14 protein-coding genes are annotated in these 14,721 nt (G+C 59.1%); 10 read left to right on the top strand and 4 right to left on the bottom strand.

The genetic code is table 11. The features are described from left to right. Window positions 1–322: 322 nt before the first annotated feature. The 3 genes from FXO11_RS03045 to FXO11_RS03035 form a co-directional block, all read right to left on the bottom strand. Window positions 323–1,726: an OmpP1/FadL family transporter gene (locus tag FXO11_RS03045; RefSeq protein ID WP_148861521.1), complete on the bottom strand. Its 1,404-nt coding sequence runs from the start codon at window positions 1,724–1,726 to the stop codon at window positions 323–325. Between the two features lie 233 nt (window positions 1,727–1,959). Further along, window positions 1,960–3,081: a PilT/PilU family type 4a pilus ATPase gene (locus tag FXO11_RS03040; protein ID WP_148861520.1), complete on the bottom strand. Its 1,122-nt coding sequence runs from the start codon at window positions 3,079–3,081 to the stop codon at window positions 1,960–1,962. 182 nt (window positions 3,082–3,263) lie between these two features. Further along, complete coding sequence (locus FXO11_RS03035; protein WP_148861519.1) at window positions 3,264–4,298, bottom strand: type IV pilus twitching motility protein PilT; 1,035 nt, start codon at window positions 4,296–4,298, stop codon at window positions 3,264–3,266. Between the two features lie 269 nt (window positions 4,299–4,567). On the opposite strand from FXO11_RS03035, the gene FXO11_RS03030 reads away from it, so the two are divergent. The 10 genes from FXO11_RS03030 to FXO11_RS02985 all read left to right on the top strand — a co-directional run bounded on the left by FXO11_RS03030 (window position 4,568) and on the right by FXO11_RS02985 (window position 13,941). Further along, window positions 4,568–5,266, top strand: coding sequence for a YggS family pyridoxal phosphate-dependent enzyme (locus FXO11_RS03030; RefSeq protein ID WP_148861518.1), 699 nt, complete (start codon window positions 4,568–4,570; stop codon window positions 5,264–5,266). A 114-nt stretch (window positions 5,267–5,380) separates the two neighbouring features. Further along, on the top strand, window positions 5,381–6,211 hold the full coding sequence (gene proC, locus FXO11_RS03025) for a pyrroline-5-carboxylate reductase (RefSeq protein ID WP_148861517.1): 831 nt from the start codon (window positions 5,381–5,383) through the stop codon (window positions 6,209–6,211). Between the two features lie 73 nt (window positions 6,212–6,284). Then, window positions 6,285–6,869, top strand: coding sequence for a YggT family protein (locus FXO11_RS03020; RefSeq protein ID WP_148861516.1), 585 nt, complete (start codon window positions 6,285–6,287; stop codon window positions 6,867–6,869). A 410-nt stretch (window positions 6,870–7,279) separates the two neighbouring features. Further along, a complete protein-coding gene (locus tag FXO11_RS03015) occupies window positions 7,280–9,244 on the top strand; it encodes a dynamin family protein (RefSeq protein ID WP_148861515.1) in 1,965 nt (654 codons plus the stop codon). Between the two features lie 175 nt (window positions 9,245–9,419). Further along, window positions 9,420–10,568, top strand: a complete 1,149-nt coding sequence (metX, locus tag FXO11_RS03010; RefSeq protein ID WP_148861514.1) for a homoserine O-succinyltransferase MetX — start codon at window positions 9,420–9,422, stop codon at window positions 10,566–10,568. Further along, the gene (gene metW / locus FXO11_RS03005) at window positions 10,565–11,158 is read left to right on the top strand and encodes a methionine biosynthesis protein MetW (RefSeq protein ID WP_148861513.1); all 594 of its coding nucleotides are present in this window, start codon (window positions 10,565–10,567) and stop codon (window positions 11,156–11,158) included. Before metX ends, metW begins: the two co-directional genes overlap by 4 nt. A gap of 32 nt (window positions 11,159–11,190) precedes the next feature. Further along, window positions 11,191–11,649, top strand: a complete 459-nt coding sequence (locus tag FXO11_RS03000; protein WP_148861512.1) for a DUF4426 domain-containing protein — start codon at window positions 11,191–11,193, stop codon at window positions 11,647–11,649. 8 nt (window positions 11,650–11,657) lie between these two features. Further along, window positions 11,658–12,266, top strand: coding sequence for an RdgB/HAM1 family non-canonical purine NTP pyrophosphatase (rdgB, locus tag FXO11_RS02995; RefSeq protein ID WP_148861511.1), 609 nt, complete (start codon window positions 11,658–11,660; stop codon window positions 12,264–12,266). After that, a complete protein-coding gene (gene hemW, locus FXO11_RS02990; protein ID WP_148861510.1) occupies window positions 12,263–13,417 on the top strand; it encodes a radical SAM family heme chaperone HemW in 1,155 nt (384 codons plus the stop codon). The genes rdgB and hemW overlap by 4 nt, the downstream gene beginning before the upstream one ends. Continuing rightward, window positions 13,414–13,941: a hypothetical protein gene (locus FXO11_RS02985; protein ID WP_148861509.1), complete on the top strand. Its 528-nt coding sequence runs from the start codon at window positions 13,414–13,416 to the stop codon at window positions 13,939–13,941. The genes hemW and FXO11_RS02985 overlap by 4 nt, the downstream gene beginning before the upstream one ends. A gap of 48 nt (window positions 13,942–13,989) precedes the next feature. Here the strand turns inward: FXO11_RS02985 and trmB are convergent, their stop codons facing one another. Then, entirely contained in the window at window positions 13,990–14,715 is a 726-nt protein-coding gene (gene trmB, locus FXO11_RS02980; RefSeq protein WP_148861508.1) for a tRNA (guanosine(46)-N7)-methyltransferase TrmB, read from the bottom strand. Between the last annotated feature and the right edge of the window lie 6 nt (window positions 14,716–14,721).

Here is a 14,721-nt window from a genome sequence, read left to right as displayed (position 1 = left end):
CTGTCATCTTAATACGAGCGCACTTTAGGTTCTGACCATCGAACGGTCAATGCAAAATGCAGCAATCAGGCCGGCACGTCACTGCAGAGCTTCGAGGCGCTGCGCCAAAACGGTGCCTACACCCCCCCGGAAAACCAGCGAGAACACCCGCTTCCGCCCATGGCGGTAAAACTCGGGTTATTACTTATCGCGGGCGCAAAATGGTCTTGCCGGTTCACTGAGTGATACCCCGATGAAGTCCAATAGGGATTTTTAAGCGCCTTAAACGCGACAGGCAGGCCCGGAGGCCTGCCTGTCGTAGAAATTCAGCGACGCTAGATCGTTAGAATGCCTTGCTGACCTGCACGGCGGCGCCCCACGCACTCAGCTCGTACGTGGCCGAGTAGCTGGCTGCGCCTTCGGCAGGCTCGTCATCGACAGTGTATTCCCGCTCGTTGACATCTACATCGTCAAACAGCAGCACACCGCCCGCAACGTCCACCGTCCAGCCGGACGGCGCGTGGGCGTATTGGGTGCCTAGCGTTAGCCACTGACGGTCATCGGATGGAATACGCGCGGTGCGGAAGTTCTCGTTTACGGGCGACTCATCGTAAGCGTAGCCCGCTTTGAAGGCCCACTCCGGGGTGGCTTGCCAGATAGCGCCAACGTTCACCTGCCAGGTGTCCTTCCAGTTCTCGGAGACGTGGCCGATAATGTTTTCCTGCCCGTACTTGTCTTCAGCGATATCGGAGATCGGCCCACCGCCCTGGTCGCTTTCTATATCAAGTGCTTCGAAACGGCTCCATTTGGCCCAGGTCGCGCCAGCCAGCAGAGTCACGCTGTCGGTCAACCGATGGCGAACGCCGAAGGTCAGGCTCTCGGGGATTTCCAGTGGCACCACCGCATCTTCCTGCAAATTAACGATATTGACATTGACGCCACCGGGTCCGATCGACGGACTTGGCACGTTGGTCAGCGTTGAATCGCCTTCCAGCTCAAGCTCGGTACCGGTCTGGCCGGACAGGCCAATCTGGGTGCGATCAGACAGTTCATAAAGCAACCCGAAGCTAAAGGTGACGCCGACGTCGTCGCCTTCGGTATCGAAATAGCCTTGCTCCAAGGCGGGTCCGGCATAGCCCAGCTGGCGCAACTGCGCCTCATTGCCACTGTAATCCTGGAACTTGGTCAAACGGCCTTCCGCGTAGAGTACGTTCACGCCGAAACCCAAAGAGAACCCCTCGCCGTTGTTCAGGGCAATGGAAGGGCTAAAAGCGATAGCGGTCAACTCCGTCTTATCGGCAAAGAAACGGCCCACGAAATCATCTTCGTAATCCGCTGAGAGCCCGTATGGCGCATGGATGCCGAAGCCGACGTCAACGGTGTCGTTGATTTCGTGCGTCATAAAGAAGTTCGGCAGCACCGCCGGATCGGCAATATCACCGCCGTTCGAGCCTGATACCGGCTGATTAATGGCGTTGCGGGCTGTAGCCGTACCTTCTTTTGCTTCGGCGTCGATATCCAGTACAGCGGCGCCGAAAGAGATATTCGTGCCCGAAAGCTGGCTCATGCCCGCCGGATTAAAATAAACCGTGGTGGCGTTCTCGGGGTTGGCTGCGGTACCGGCATTCGCTGTGCCCATGGCGCTTGCACTCTGCTCGTTCAACGCAAAGCCGCCAGCCATGACGGCACCGGGACTACACAGTACTGAAGCGAGGATTGCGCGCGACAACGTGTTGTTGTTTCTCATTTTATTGGATCTCCGCCTAAAGTCGTAGGGATGCGAGTATACGCACGAGCAAGCGCTGGCCTCAAATGCCAAGGCAACCCATTCGGATTGCATATTGTTAGTTATTACAATCGCTTGTGTTCGACTAACTGGAGATTGAACGTGGCGCCGGACCGTATACACCCTTTCGGGCATTAGGACGCACTGCGAGGAGGGAGAATAATAGGGTCCGGCAAACGCCCGGACCCCTGTTCCTAATCGTCCTGGATCGACAGTTTGTCGACCGTGGATGAAAGCTTATCAGAACCGGCCGCATCGGCACCCAGTTTGATCATCAGACGCAGGTCGTTGGCCGAATCCGCATGGGCCAGCGCATCTTCGTAGGTGATCGCACCTTCAGCGTAGAGCCGGTAGAGCGCCTGGTCAAAGGTCTGCATGCCCATCTCGGTCGATTTGGCCATCAATTCTTTGAGCTTGTGAACTTCCCCCTTTCGAATCAGATCCTGGACCAGCGGCGTGTTGATCAGCACTTCGATAACCGCGCGACGGCCCTTGCCGTCCGGCGTCGGTACCAACTGCTGGGCGACGACAGCCCTGAGATTGAGAGAAAGGTCCATCCAGATCTGGTTGTGCTGGTCCGGGTTGAAGAACTGGATAATCCGATCCAGCGCCTGGTTGGCGTTGTTCGCGTGCAGGGTGGCCAGACACAGGTGGCCGGTCTCGGCGAACTGGACGGAATACTCCATGGTTTGCTTGGTTCGCACCTCGCCGATCAAGATCACATCGGGCGCTTGGCGTAACGTGTTTTTCAGCGCCACCTCGAAGTTCTCTGTATCGATGCCCACTTCACGCTGGGTCACGATACATCCCTGATGCTGGTGGACGAATTCAATCGGGTCCTCGATCGAGATGATGTGCCCACGGCTGTTGCGATTGCGGTGGCCGATCATGGCCGCCAGCGACGTGGACTTACCGGTTCCGGTGGCGCCGACGAAAATAATCAGGCCACGCTTGGTCATGGCCAAATCCTTGATGATATCGGGCAGTCCCAGATCGTCGAGCTGCGGAATCTTCACCTCGATACGGCGTAGCACCATGCCGCACAGGTTGCGCTGGAAGAAGGCGCTGACACGGAACCGGCCAATGCCCCGGGCGCTGATCGCGAAGTTGCTCTCGTGGGTTTCGTCGAATTCGGCGCGCTGCTTATCGTTCATCGCCCCGTAGACGAATTCCCGGGTCTGCTCCGGCGTAAGCGCGTTCTTGGTAACCGGCAACACTTTACCGTTCACCTTCATGCTGGGCGGCACACCGGCCGTAATGAAGAGGTCTGAGCCCCCTTTCTCCACCATCAACCGCAGCAGTTTCTCAAATTCCATCGGTTCACCTGTGACGTAGTTTTCCTTCCTGAAACGCCATCCCTGGCGTTTCGCGGAGTCACCGGGCAAAACGCGGTTTAGCCCGGCTCGCAAAATCAAAGGCTTACGCCTTCGATTTTGGCGGCACATCCATGTGCCGCGATAGTGCCCTCCAGAATCCGCGTTTCCGGAATTCAACGGATTCAGAAGTTGTCTGGCATCTTCGCCTTGGATCGGGCCGCCTCACGGGTGATCAAGCCCTTCTGGAGCATACGCTGGAGGCATTGGTCGAGGGTCTGCATCCCAATCGAACCACCGGTCTGGATCGCCGAGTACATCTGCGCCACTTTGTCTTCCCGGATCAGGTTCCGGATCGCCGAAGTGCCGATCATAATCTCGTGAGCCGCCACCCGGCCGCCACCGACTTTTTTCATCAGCGTCTGGGAGACAACTGCCTGTAGCGATTCGGACAGCATCGAGCGGACCATGGACTTTTCTTCCGCCGGGAAGACGTCGACGATACGGTCGATGGTTTTGGCAGCGGACGTGGTATGCAAGGTGCCGAAGACCAGGTGACCGGTTTCCGCCGCGGTCAGGGCCAGACGAATAGTCTCCAGGTCCCGCAGCTCACCCACCAGGATAATGTCGGGGTCTTCCCGCAGGGCCGAACGCAGGGCCTCGTTGAACCCAAGCGTGTCGCGGTGAACTTCCCGCTGGTTAACCAGACACTTCTTGGATTCGTGCACAAATTCGATGGGGTCTTCGATGGTGAGGACGTGCTCGTAACGGCTGTCGTTGATGTAGTCGAGCATCGCCGCCAGGGTCGTGGACTTACCGGAACCGGTCGGTCCGGTGACCAGCACCAGCCCGCGGGGTACCGAAGACACGTCCTTGAAGACCTGCCCCATGCCCAGATCGTCCATGGTCAGGACCTTGGACGGGATCGTCCGGAATACGGCGCCGGCGCCGCGATTCTGGTTAAAGGCGTTGACCCGGAAGCGGGCCACGCCCGGCACTTCGAAGGAGAAGTCGGTCTCGAGGAATTCTTCGTAGTCCTTCCGCTGCTTATCGTTCATGATGTCGTAAATGAGCGAATGGACTTCTTTGTGCTCCATCGGCGGCAGGTTGATTCGCCGCACATCGCCGTCAACACGAATCATCGGTGGCAGTCCGGCAGACAGGTGCAAGTCCGACGCGCCCTGCTTCGCCGAAAAGGCCAGGAGTTCAGTTATATCCATCGGAATTCCTCGGAAGGCTTTTCTTGGTTCTGTTGTTTCTGTCTAGGTACTAAAATGACCAAGTCTAGCTAGGTATTAAAAATGACCAGGTCTAGCTAGGTGTTAAATGTGACTAGGTCTAGGTGATAAAAATCACCGGGTATCGAAAACTATCGGCGTCAAACGCCCGGACCACGGCGGCTGCTATTGCGGCTCTGACCTGGCCCCTGCCTTGTGTCGCTTCGAAGACCAAGCCAGAATAGGTTCCAGTTTCGACCAGAGGTACCTGAATGGGCAGCATAGCAGACAATATTGGGGGCGTAACCCGACGCATACAAAAAGCAACAAAGGCCGCAAACCGGCCTGAGAACAGCGTCCGACTGCTGGCCGTAAGCAAGCGCAAACCAGCCGGCGACGTGCGTTCCGCCGCTGCCGCCGGTCAGCGCGCATTTGGCGAAAACTATGTCCAGGAAGCTCTGGAAAAGATGGCTGCCCTGGCCGATATTCCACGCTTGGAATGGCACTTTATCGGCCCCATTCAGTCCAACAAGACCCGGGATATCGCCGTCCATTTTGACTGGGTCCACAGCGTTGACCGACTGAAGATAGCGCGCCGCCTGAGCGACCAGCGCCCGGAGGATAAACCCCCTTTGAACATCTGCCTTCAAGTGAATGTGGATAACGAAGAGACCAAGTCCGGCACCACGCTCGAATCGATTCCGCAACTGGCTACCGACGTACTGCAGTTACCCAACGTGCGTCTGCGGGGCTTAATGGCCATCCCCGATCCGGATCAGTCCGAGGAGAGCCTGCGCGCGCGTTTCCGGGCGCTGGCCAGTATGCTGAACCAGTTACGCCATGCCCACCCCGGTGCCACGGGGCTCGACACGCTCTCGATGGGCATGAGCGGCGACTTGGACCTGGCCATAGAAGAAGGCGCCACGATAGTGCGCGTCGGCACGGCGCTGTTTGGCGCGCGGGAGGCGTAAGCCGCCGGGGCTCTGCTATCATCAGGCCGTTATCATCAGCCCGTTATCATCGGGCCTTAGCCATCAGGACGGTTTAACGACTGACATGTTCCATAAGACTGACGGAGTTCAAGTGTGAGCAAACCCCAGACGATCGCATTCATCGGTGCCGGCAACATGGCAAGTGCCATCATCGGCGGCATGCTCGAAAACGGATACAGTGGCGACAACATCTGGGTCAGCGCCCCGGACGACGATCACTTACAGGCCATTCGTAATCGCTTCGGCGTCAGCGTCACCACCGACAACCGCCATTGCGCCCAGCAGGCGGATATTATCGTCCTTGCCGTCAAACCCCAGGCCATGCGCGACGTTTGCCAAGACATCGCGCCAATGGTACAGAATACCCGGCCGCTGATGGTTTCTATTGCTGCCGGTCTCGAATGCGCCACACTCGACAGCTGGCTCGGCGGCGGATTGCCGGTGATCCGCGTGATGCCCAACACGCCATCGCTGGTCGGCAAAGGCGCTGCGGGCCTGTACGCCACGGAGGACGTTAAAGCCGAGCAGTGCGATGCGGTTACCGCCATCTTCGAGAGTATCGGCGTGGCTGTCTGGGTGGATAACGAAGACCTGCTGCATTCGGTCACGGCGCTGTCCGGTAGCGGGCCGGCCTATTTCTTCCTCATCCTTGAAGCGCTGGAAGAGGCCGCCATCGCCAACGGTCTGGAAGCGGGGACGGCGCGCCGGCTGGCAATCCAAACCATGGCTGGCGCCGCAGAAATGGCTGCACGCGGCCCGGACGAACCGGCGCAGCTGAAGCGCAATGTCATGTCACCCGGCGGTACCACCGAACAGGCCATCAAGACCTTCGAAGAAGGCGGCCTACGCGAACTGGTCCAGAAGGCGGGTCAGGCGGCGTTCAAACGGTCTGGCGAACTCGCCAAAGAACTGAGTGAAGACTAAACAGCACGCAGTGGTGGAAATTCGCCCTGCCCGACCGCATTATTGACGCCGAAACCTGAGCACGGAGCCTGATATGCTGGCGCAGATTCTGATTACGACGTTACAGATTCTCTCGACCTTCTACCTCACCATCGTCCTGCTGCGCTTTTTGCTGCAGGTGGCACGGGCAGACTTCTACAATCCCATTAGCCAGTTTGTGGTTAAAGCCACTAACCCACCGTTGCGTCCGTTACGCAAGGTGATTCCCGGCTGGGGCGGGGTCGATGGCGCTGCACTGGTGCTCGCCATCCTTATTCAAATGATGACGTTCCTGCTGATCTTGATTGCACTCAACAATGGCCTGCCGGCGATCAACCCGGTCACACTGCTGGCGTGGTCCGTCGTTACGGTGCTGGGCCTGATCGTCAAGATCTACTTCTGGTCGGTACTGGCGATTGTCATCATTAGCTGGATCGCCCCGGGCAGCTCGCATCCGGCCATCCAGCTCATTGGCCAGCTCACCGAACCGGTAATGCGTCCGGTACGCAATGTGATGCCCTCGTTAGGCGGACTGGATCTGTCGCCGATTGTGGTGTTCCTGCTCCTCAATGTTATTTCCATCATCATCGAGCACATGGCCCGTGGCGTTGGACTGGGCAACATCGGCGTCGCTCTTTGAGCGGCGCCCACCTCCCCGCCTGAAAGTAGAATTCTTCCGTACCAACAAAGACTTACAAAAAGAAGCAAAAATCCACCTAAGACCGAAAGCCTTCCACACGACTGATTTCAAAACACTTATCTTTTCCCTGCCGTTAAATTGACGGTAAAACAGGGCGTAATCGCGCGCTCTGTCACAAAGCGAACTTTCGCCGCGACCTACCATAGATAGAATAAGCCGGAATTCTCTCAAGGCGGTTCGACCACGTCAGGGTCGCGCCGAGATGGATACCGGTATAACGACTTAACCGTTATAGCGACATAAAAGGACCGCAGGAAGGGTTCGGTAAACGGGTGATCTAGTCGTGTGCTGGCACCCAGCACCAGCATTCCGGCATCTCCGCAGCACAGAATTCGCGCAGAAGGCTAGCCATGAACGCAATTGGAAGCTTGTCCCATCAGGTGGAGGCTTACCACGCCTGGAAGAAGGAACTTATCCGCCAGATTTCCCGCTATCGCCTTTGGTTGCAGGATAACGACCTGTTTTCCGACGACGTTAGCCAGCGCATTCGGCGCGGATTGGAGCTGTTGATCGAAGATGAATTGACGATTGCCTTCGTCGGCGAATATTCCCGCGGGAAGACGGAGCTAATCAACGCCCTCTTCTTCTCCGACTATGGCCAGCGCATGCTGCCATCCCAGGCCGGGCGCACGACCATGTGCCCCACCGAACTCTTCTACGATCGCACCGAAGGCAAAGACTACCTATTGCTGCTGCCCATCGAAACCCGGTGCGAGGACGTCTCCCTACAGCAACTACGCAAGCAGCCCGAGCGCTGGCAGCGCTACGATTTAGACGCCAGCAATCCTGCAGTCATGCGTGAAGTCTTGGCCGAAGTGGCCCAAGTCAAGAGCGTCACCCCAGGCGAGGCCCGCGAGCTGGGCTTCCACGAAAGTATGCTGGAGCACGACCGCAGCCATCCCGGGCACGTCCTGGTGCCGGCGTGGCGCAATGCCCAGATCAGCATTCGCCACCCGTTGTTTGAGCGGGGCCTGCGCATCCTCGACACGCCGGGCCTGAATGCACTGGGCTCCGAGCCAGAACTTACCATTAGCATGTTGCCCAGCGCCCATGCGGTGATCTTTCTGCTCAGCGCCGATACCGGCGTGACCGCCAGCGACATGACGATCTGGAAGGAGCACATCGCCACCGATGAGGCCGACCACCGCGCCGGCCGCTTTGCGGTGCTGAACAAGATCGATGTGCTTTGGGACGATCTGCAGGGACCGGAGCACACCGAAGCGTCCATTTCCCGGGTGCGCGACTACACCGCCGATCACCTCAATATCCGTGCCGAGGACGTCATCCCGGTTTCGGCCAAGCAGGGCCTGCTGGCACGCGTGCAGAAGAACGAAACGCTGTTCGAACGCAGCCGCCTGCCGGAACTGGAAAAGCTGATCATCAACCGCATCCTCATGCATAAGGAGCAGTTGATCACCCAGAGCCTGATCAACGACTTGCTGGGTATGCTGCAGAACAGCCAGGCGGCCATGCAGACCCGATTGGAAGCCCTGAAAGAAGAGCTCCAGGCCTGCGGCGAAACCCACGTGGACCGCGACGCCCTCAAACGCCTGACGAACCGCGCCCAGCAGGAATACGACTTCTACTACAAAAAGTTGATCACCCTGCGCTCCAGCCGCCGCCTCATGCAGTCCCAGGGCGACATGCTCAACGATCTGGTGACCGAGGCCCGCTTTGACGCTCACGTGGAAAATGTGCGCGCCCTGCTCAGCAAAAGTTGGACGACAGCCGGCATGAGCCGCGCGATGAACCACTTCTTCGAGCTGCTCGAGAATGATCTGAGCAACCTGCTGGCCGAGGGCCAGTTAGCGGAAAAGATGGTGAATTCGATCTACCGCCGCTACAACGAGGACACCCGCGCCCGTCACCTCGAACCGATTCCGCTACGGGCGGGCCGCCACGTTATTGCAGTACGGGAGCTGCGCAAGAAGTCCGATCGTTTCCGGCGCAATCCCAAGAACATGCTAACGGAGCAGTCATTACTTATTCGCCGTTTCTTCAACGTCATGGTGGGCGAAGCCCGCACCCTACACCATCGCGTGCGCGCCGATGTCGAGCGTTGGCCCCAGGAAGCGCTATTGCCGATCATGCAGTACTCCATGGAGCAAAAGCAGCTGCTGGAGCACCAGATCCGCCGCATCCGCGACATGGCCCGCAACGACCGCACCATGAAGGATGAGCGCAAGCGCCTGGACGACAGCATAGGCGACCTGCATCGACAGCTCGACCTGGCCGACACTATGCAACGCCAAATCCGCAAGCCGGCACCCACGCTGATCCAGCAGAAAGTGGTGAACCTCTCGGGAATTGCCTGAAAACACAGCCCATCCAAGCCCTAAAGCGCTGCTGCTCTCGCCGCGCTTTAGGGAATTACGGTATGAGTTCCGACGCGCTGTTGCAGCCCTCGCGCCCCGCCTTTAAACTGCTTCGCTGGTCGGCGTTCTGAGTCCCCTTAATCCTGCCGGCGTTGTCTAGGAACCCATTGCGTCAATGCCAGATTCTCTGCCACCCGATTCCGTAGGACTGGTTCAACCCCAGACCCTGCATTTTTCAGAGCCGCTGACACTGGCGTGCGGTCAGGCGCTGCCGCACTACGATTTGGTTGTGGAAACCTACGGCGAGCTCAATGCCGACGCATCCAATGCCGTGCTGATCTGCCACGCCCTGAGCGGGCACCATCATGCCGCGGGCTTCCATAGCATGGACGAACGCAAGCCCGGCTGGTGGGATAGCTGCATCGGCCCCGGCAAGCCCATCGACACCGATAAATTTTTTGTCGTCAGCCTGAACAACCTAGGCGGCTGTCACGGCAGTACCGGGCCAACGTCCGTCAACCCGGATAACGGTCGCGCCTACGGGCCGGACTTTCCCGTCGTGACCGTCAAGGACTGGGTCGATAGCCAGGCGCAACTGGCCGACCGCCTGGGCGTCCAGCAATGGGCCGCGGTGGTCGGGGGCTCCCTGGGAGGCATGCAAGCACTGCAATGGAGCCTGTCCTATCCCGAGCGCATCCGCCACGCAGTCGTTATCGCCTCAACCCCTCGGTTGACGGCCCAGAACATCGCCTTCAACGAGGTGGCACGCAAGGCCATCACCTCCGACCCAGAGTTTCACGGCGGCCGTTACGGCGAACACAACGCCACGCCGCGCCATGGCCTGATGCTGGCACGAATGGTCGGGCACATTACCTACCTGTCCGACGCCTCCATGGGTGAAAAATTTGGCCGTGAGCTACGCGAGGAAGCCTACAAGTTCGGCTACGATGCCGAATTCCAGGTGGAAAGCTACCTGCGCTACCAGGGTGAGCGTTTCTCGGAAACCTTCGATGCCAATACGTATCTCCTAATGACCCGTGCGCTGGACTACTTCGATCCGGCCTTTGAGTACGACAACGATCTGGCCAAGGCCCTGACCCATGCTCAATGCGAGTTTCTGGTGCTTTCCTTCAGCACCGACTGGCGCTTTACCCCAGCCCGCTCCGAGGAACTGGTCAAAGCCATGATCGCCGCCCGCAGAAAGGTGAGCTACGCCGAAATCGACGCTCCGTGGGGGCACGACGCGTTTCTCATTCCCACACCGCGGTATACGGATACCTTCACCGCCTATATGAGCCGCATTGCGCGGGAGGTAAACGGATGAGGGCCGACCTGGAAATCATTGAAAAGTGGATTAGCCCCCAGAGCCATGTGCTGGACCTGGGTTGCGGCGATGGCACGCTGCTGGCCTACCTGCAGGATGAAAAGCAGGCCACCGGTTTTGGCCTCGAGATCAATCCGGACCACATCACCTCTTGCATGGGCCGCGGCGTCAGCGTTATCGAGCAGAACCTGGACCTGCAGGGACTAGGCAATTTCGAAGACCAGAGCTTCGATGTCGTCCTCATGACCCAAGCCCTGCAGGCGGTACGCCGGCCGGATATCGTGCTCGATGAGATGCTGCGCCTCGGCCGGGAATGCATCGTCACTTTTCCAAACTTCGCCTACTGGCGGCTGCGCTGGTACCTGATGCGGCGCGGTCGCATGCCGGAATCCGAAACCCTGCCGTACAAGTGGTACAACACGCCGAATATCCACCTGTGCACGTTCAAGGATTTCGAGGGACTCTGTTATCGTAAGAACATCCACATCATGAACCGCACCGTCGTCGACAGTGAACATCGCTACCGCTGGTTCAGCCGGTTATGGCCCAACATGCTCGGGCAAATCGCGATCTACCGGATTACGCGCTAGCGCGGTTACCGAATTACCTGCAGGAGGTCATCATGCGTTCCAAGACCCTTATTCACCGATTGTTCGTGCTCCTGGCCGCCTGCGCGCTGCTGGCCGGTGCTCAAGCTCACGCGGGCCAATACAAGAAGTTCGGCGACTATCAGGTGCACTACAGCATCTTCCCCAGCAGCTTCCTGACGCCGGAAGTCGCGGCCCAATACGGCATCGTACGCAGTAAATCCATTGGCATCGTTAACGTGAGCATCCTGGAGAAGACTGAGCAAGGCGGCCTCCAACCCGTATCCGGACAGGTCGAAGGTCAAGTGATGAACGATATCCGCCAGAGTCGCTTCCTTGGGTTTCGCCGTATCAGCGAAGGCAAGGCGACCTACTACATCGCCGAGTTCCAGTTTAGCGACGGCGAATTGCTGACCTTCCAGCTCGAAGCCAACGTGCCTGGCACCCGCGATCCCATGCCGATCCGCGTCGCCCAAACTCTGGTCAATGACTGAGCGAAACAATGAACGAACAACGTTTGGTACTGGCGAGCAACAACGCCGGGAAGATCCGCGAACTGAGTGAGCTGCTTGCCCCGCTGAACCTAACGGTAGAATCCCAAGCCTCGCTCGGCGTTCCCGAAGCCGAAGAGCCTGCAGTAACCTTCGTGGAAAACGCGCTGATCAAGGCGCGCAACGCCGCCAGCCATACCGGCCTACCGGCGCTGGCGGATGACTCGGGCCTGGCCGTCGACGCCTTGCGCGGCGCCCCCGGGGTTCGCTCGGCGCGCTACGCCGGCGAGAACGCAAGTGATCGGGACAATATTGAGCACCTGCTCGACGCCCTCAAGGATATATCGGACGACCGTCGTGGCGCTCAGTTCCACTGCGTGTTGGTCTACCTACGCCATGCTCAGGATCCGACGCCGATCATCTGCCATGGCGTATGGCACGGCAGCATCCTGCGCGAGCCGGTCGGCACGGGCGGCTTCGGCTACGACCCGGTATTCTGGGTACCGGACACCGGCTGCGCGGCGGCAGAACTCGAACGTACAGTGAAAGGACGCATGAGCCACCGCGGCAAGGCCTTGGAGGGTCTACTGGCCAGCCTTAAGCTACGCGGAGGCGCATGAGCACCCACCCCGGTTCGCTCAAGCTGCCCCCGCTGAGTCTTTATATCCATGTGCCCTGGTGCGTGCGCAAGTGTCCCTACTGCGACTTCAACTCGCATGCCCTGAAGACCGACATTCCCGAAGATGCCTACCTCAATGCCCTGGAAGAAGACCTGAAACCGGATCTGGCCGGCGTGCAAGGACGCAGCATTGAGACGGTCTTTATCGGTGGCGGCACGCCATCGCTCATGTCTGCCGATTTCTATCACCGCCTTTTCGACCGATTGGGCCGTCACCTGTCGTTTGCGCCCGATGCCGAAATCACCCTGGAAGCCAACCCCGGCACCGTCGAACAGGCACGCTTCGAGGGCTTCCGGAGTGCAGGCATCAACCGGCTATCGCTGGGCATCCAGAGTTTCGATCCCCAACAACTCGAGAACCTGGGCCGCATTCATGACGACCGGGATGCGCACCGTGCGATTGCCGCCGCGAGGGAAGCGGGCTTCGACAACTTCAACCTGGACCTGATGCATGGATTGCCAGGGCAAACGGTTGAGCAGGCCCTGGCAGACCTGGATGCCGCACTTCAGTATGCCCCGCCTCACCTGTCCTGGTACCAGCTTACCCTGGAACCCAACACCGAATTTTACAGCCGCCCGCCGGACTTGCCCGAGGACGACCAGCTCTGGGATATTCATCAAGCAGGTCATGCCCACCTACGCCAGCATGGCTTCACGGCTTACGAGATCTCCGCCTGGTGCCAGCCGGGACAGGCCTCGCGCCACAACCTCAACTACTGGCGTTTTGGCGATTACCTGGCTCTGGGCGCCGGCGCTCACGGCAAGGTCACCTTCGCCGATACCAGCGAAATCCGCCGCTTCTGGAAGACGCGTCAGCCGGAGGCTTACCTACAACGACTGGGTAGCCGCACCGCTGGCCAACAGGTGCTCGCGCGGGACGATCTGCCACTGGAATTCATGATGAACGTGCTGCGACTGGATGAGGGCGTTGAAGAGGCCGCGTTCCAGGCGTATACCGGTTTACCATTGCAGGAGATTGCTGCGATACTCAAAGCACTGCGATCTGACGGTTTGCTGGAACAGAACCGCCTGCAGGCCACACCGCTGGGCCAGCGGTATCTCAACAGTATCCTGGAACGATTCCTGTTATGAGTGAAGCCACCCTGCCCCCGATGCCGCGCCACCTGAAATTGCTTGGTTTTTCAACGGTTGCGCTTCTCGTCCTGCTTGTACTTATCAACTTGCCGCTGGTTACCCAGGCTGCGCCCCAGGGCGTGATCAGCCTGCAGTTTGCCGCGACCGCAGACCAGACGATCCGGATCCTCAATAGTTGGGGCACCCAAAGCAGCCACTGGGTTGTCGCCTCGTTATTGCTGGACCTGCCCTTTATCGTGGTTTATGTGATTACGCTGATGGCGCTCACCGGTTACCTCTTGCTCGACCGGCCCGGTATTCGCGAGCGCCAGGCGGGGCGGTGGGTACGTGGCCTGTTTGTGGCCGCGGGCGCCAGCGACGTGGGGGAGAATATCTGCCTGCTCAGCAATCTGGCGCAACCGACCGATACACTGAGCCTCATGGCCTCCCTGTTTGCACTGATCAAGTTTACCGCGCTGATGCTGGGCACCGCCGGCCTACTGGTTATCCGCGCCGCGCGGCGCCGTTCACTGCATACCTGAACAGCGCCCTTGTGGCGAGAAACACTGGCGCACTAGTGTGCCGTGCGGTTAATTCGTGCGGCGGAACAACAGATCCCAAACACCGTGCCCGCGCTGTAGACCGCGTTGCTCAAACTTGGTCAGCGGCCGGTCCTGGGGACGCGGCGAAAAGCCGCCTTCCGGCAACGTGTTGGCAAACCCCTCTGACTGGCTCATCACGTCCATCATGTGTTCGCTGTAGTTTTCCCAGTCCGTCGCCAGGTGGAAGATACCGCCCACCCGCAGTTTATGGCGGATGCGCTGCACAAAGTCCACCTGCACCAGACGACGCTTATGGTGGCGCTTCTTGTGCCAGGGATCGGGGAAGAACAGCATCACCCGGTCCAGCGACGCATCCGGCAGGCAAAGGTCGATAACATCGTTGGCGTCGATGCTGTAGATACGCACATTCTCAAGCTGGCGCTCCTCGACTTCCTTCAATAGGGCGCCCACACCGGCGGTGTGGACCTCGACACCGATAAAGTCCTGCTCTGGAGCCGCTTCCGCCATGGTGGCCAGAGATTGGCCCATACCGAATCCGATCTCGAGGTTGAGCACGGCCTCGCGGCCGAACACTTGCCGGGGGTCAATCATGCCGTGCTCACGGGTCAACCCGAAACGTGGCCAGCTACGGTCGTAGGCTTTCTTCTGACCCTCGGTCATTCGCCCCTGGCGCAATACAAAACTGCGGATACCGCGTCGGGTGGTCACCGTTTCATCCTGGGAAGAATGGCGCTTGTCATTCTCATCGGTCATGGCATC

The sequence above is a fragment of the Marinobacter fonticola genome (assembly GCF_008122265.1).
In the GTDB taxonomy this organism is placed as follows: domain Bacteria; phylum Pseudomonadota; class Gammaproteobacteria; order Pseudomonadales; family Oleiphilaceae; genus Marinobacter_A; species Marinobacter_A fonticola.
Note: the sequence above shows the minus strand (reverse complement) of the source record. Positions and strands in the feature narration are given on the sequence as shown.

Bases quoted from the DNA above. Each gene is read 5' to 3' on its own strand.
- FXO11_RS03045 (WP_148861521.1), bottom strand. From the start codon at position 1,726: ATGAGAAACAACAACACGTTGTCGCGCGCAATCCTCGCTTCAGTACTG.
- FXO11_RS03040 (WP_148861520.1), bottom strand. From the start codon at position 3,081: ATGGAATTTGAGAAACTGCTGCGGTTGATGGTGGAGAAAGGGGGCTCA.
- FXO11_RS03035 (WP_148861519.1), bottom strand. From the start codon at position 4,298: ATGGATATAACTGAACTCCTGGCCTTTTCGGCGAAGCAGGGCGCGTCG.
- FXO11_RS03030 (WP_148861518.1), top strand. From the start codon at position 4,568: ATGGGCAGCATAGCAGACAATATTGGGGGCGTAACCCGACGCATACAA.
- FXO11_RS03020 (WP_148861516.1), top strand. From the start codon at position 6,285: ATGCTGGCGCAGATTCTGATTACGACGTTACAGATTCTCTCGACCTTC.
- FXO11_RS03015 (WP_148861515.1), top strand. From the start codon at position 7,280: ATGAACGCAATTGGAAGCTTGTCCCATCAGGTGGAGGCTTACCACGCC.
- metX (WP_148861514.1), top strand. From the start codon at position 9,420: ATGCCAGATTCTCTGCCACCCGATTCCGTAGGACTGGTTCAACCCCAG.
- metW (WP_148861513.1), top strand. From the start codon at position 10,565: ATGAGGGCCGACCTGGAAATCATTGAAAAGTGGATTAGCCCCCAGAGC.
- FXO11_RS03000 (WP_148861512.1), top strand. From the start codon at position 11,191: ATGCGTTCCAAGACCCTTATTCACCGATTGTTCGTGCTCCTGGCCGCC.
- rdgB (WP_148861511.1), top strand. From the start codon at position 11,658: ATGAACGAACAACGTTTGGTACTGGCGAGCAACAACGCCGGGAAGATC.
- hemW (WP_148861510.1), top strand. From the start codon at position 12,263: ATGAGCACCCACCCCGGTTCGCTCAAGCTGCCCCCGCTGAGTCTTTAT.
- FXO11_RS02985 (WP_148861509.1), top strand. From the start codon at position 13,414: ATGAGTGAAGCCACCCTGCCCCCGATGCCGCGCCACCTGAAATTGCTT.
- trmB (WP_148861508.1), bottom strand. From the start codon at position 14,715: ATGACCGATGAGAATGACAAGCGCCATTCTTCCCAGGATGAAACGGTG.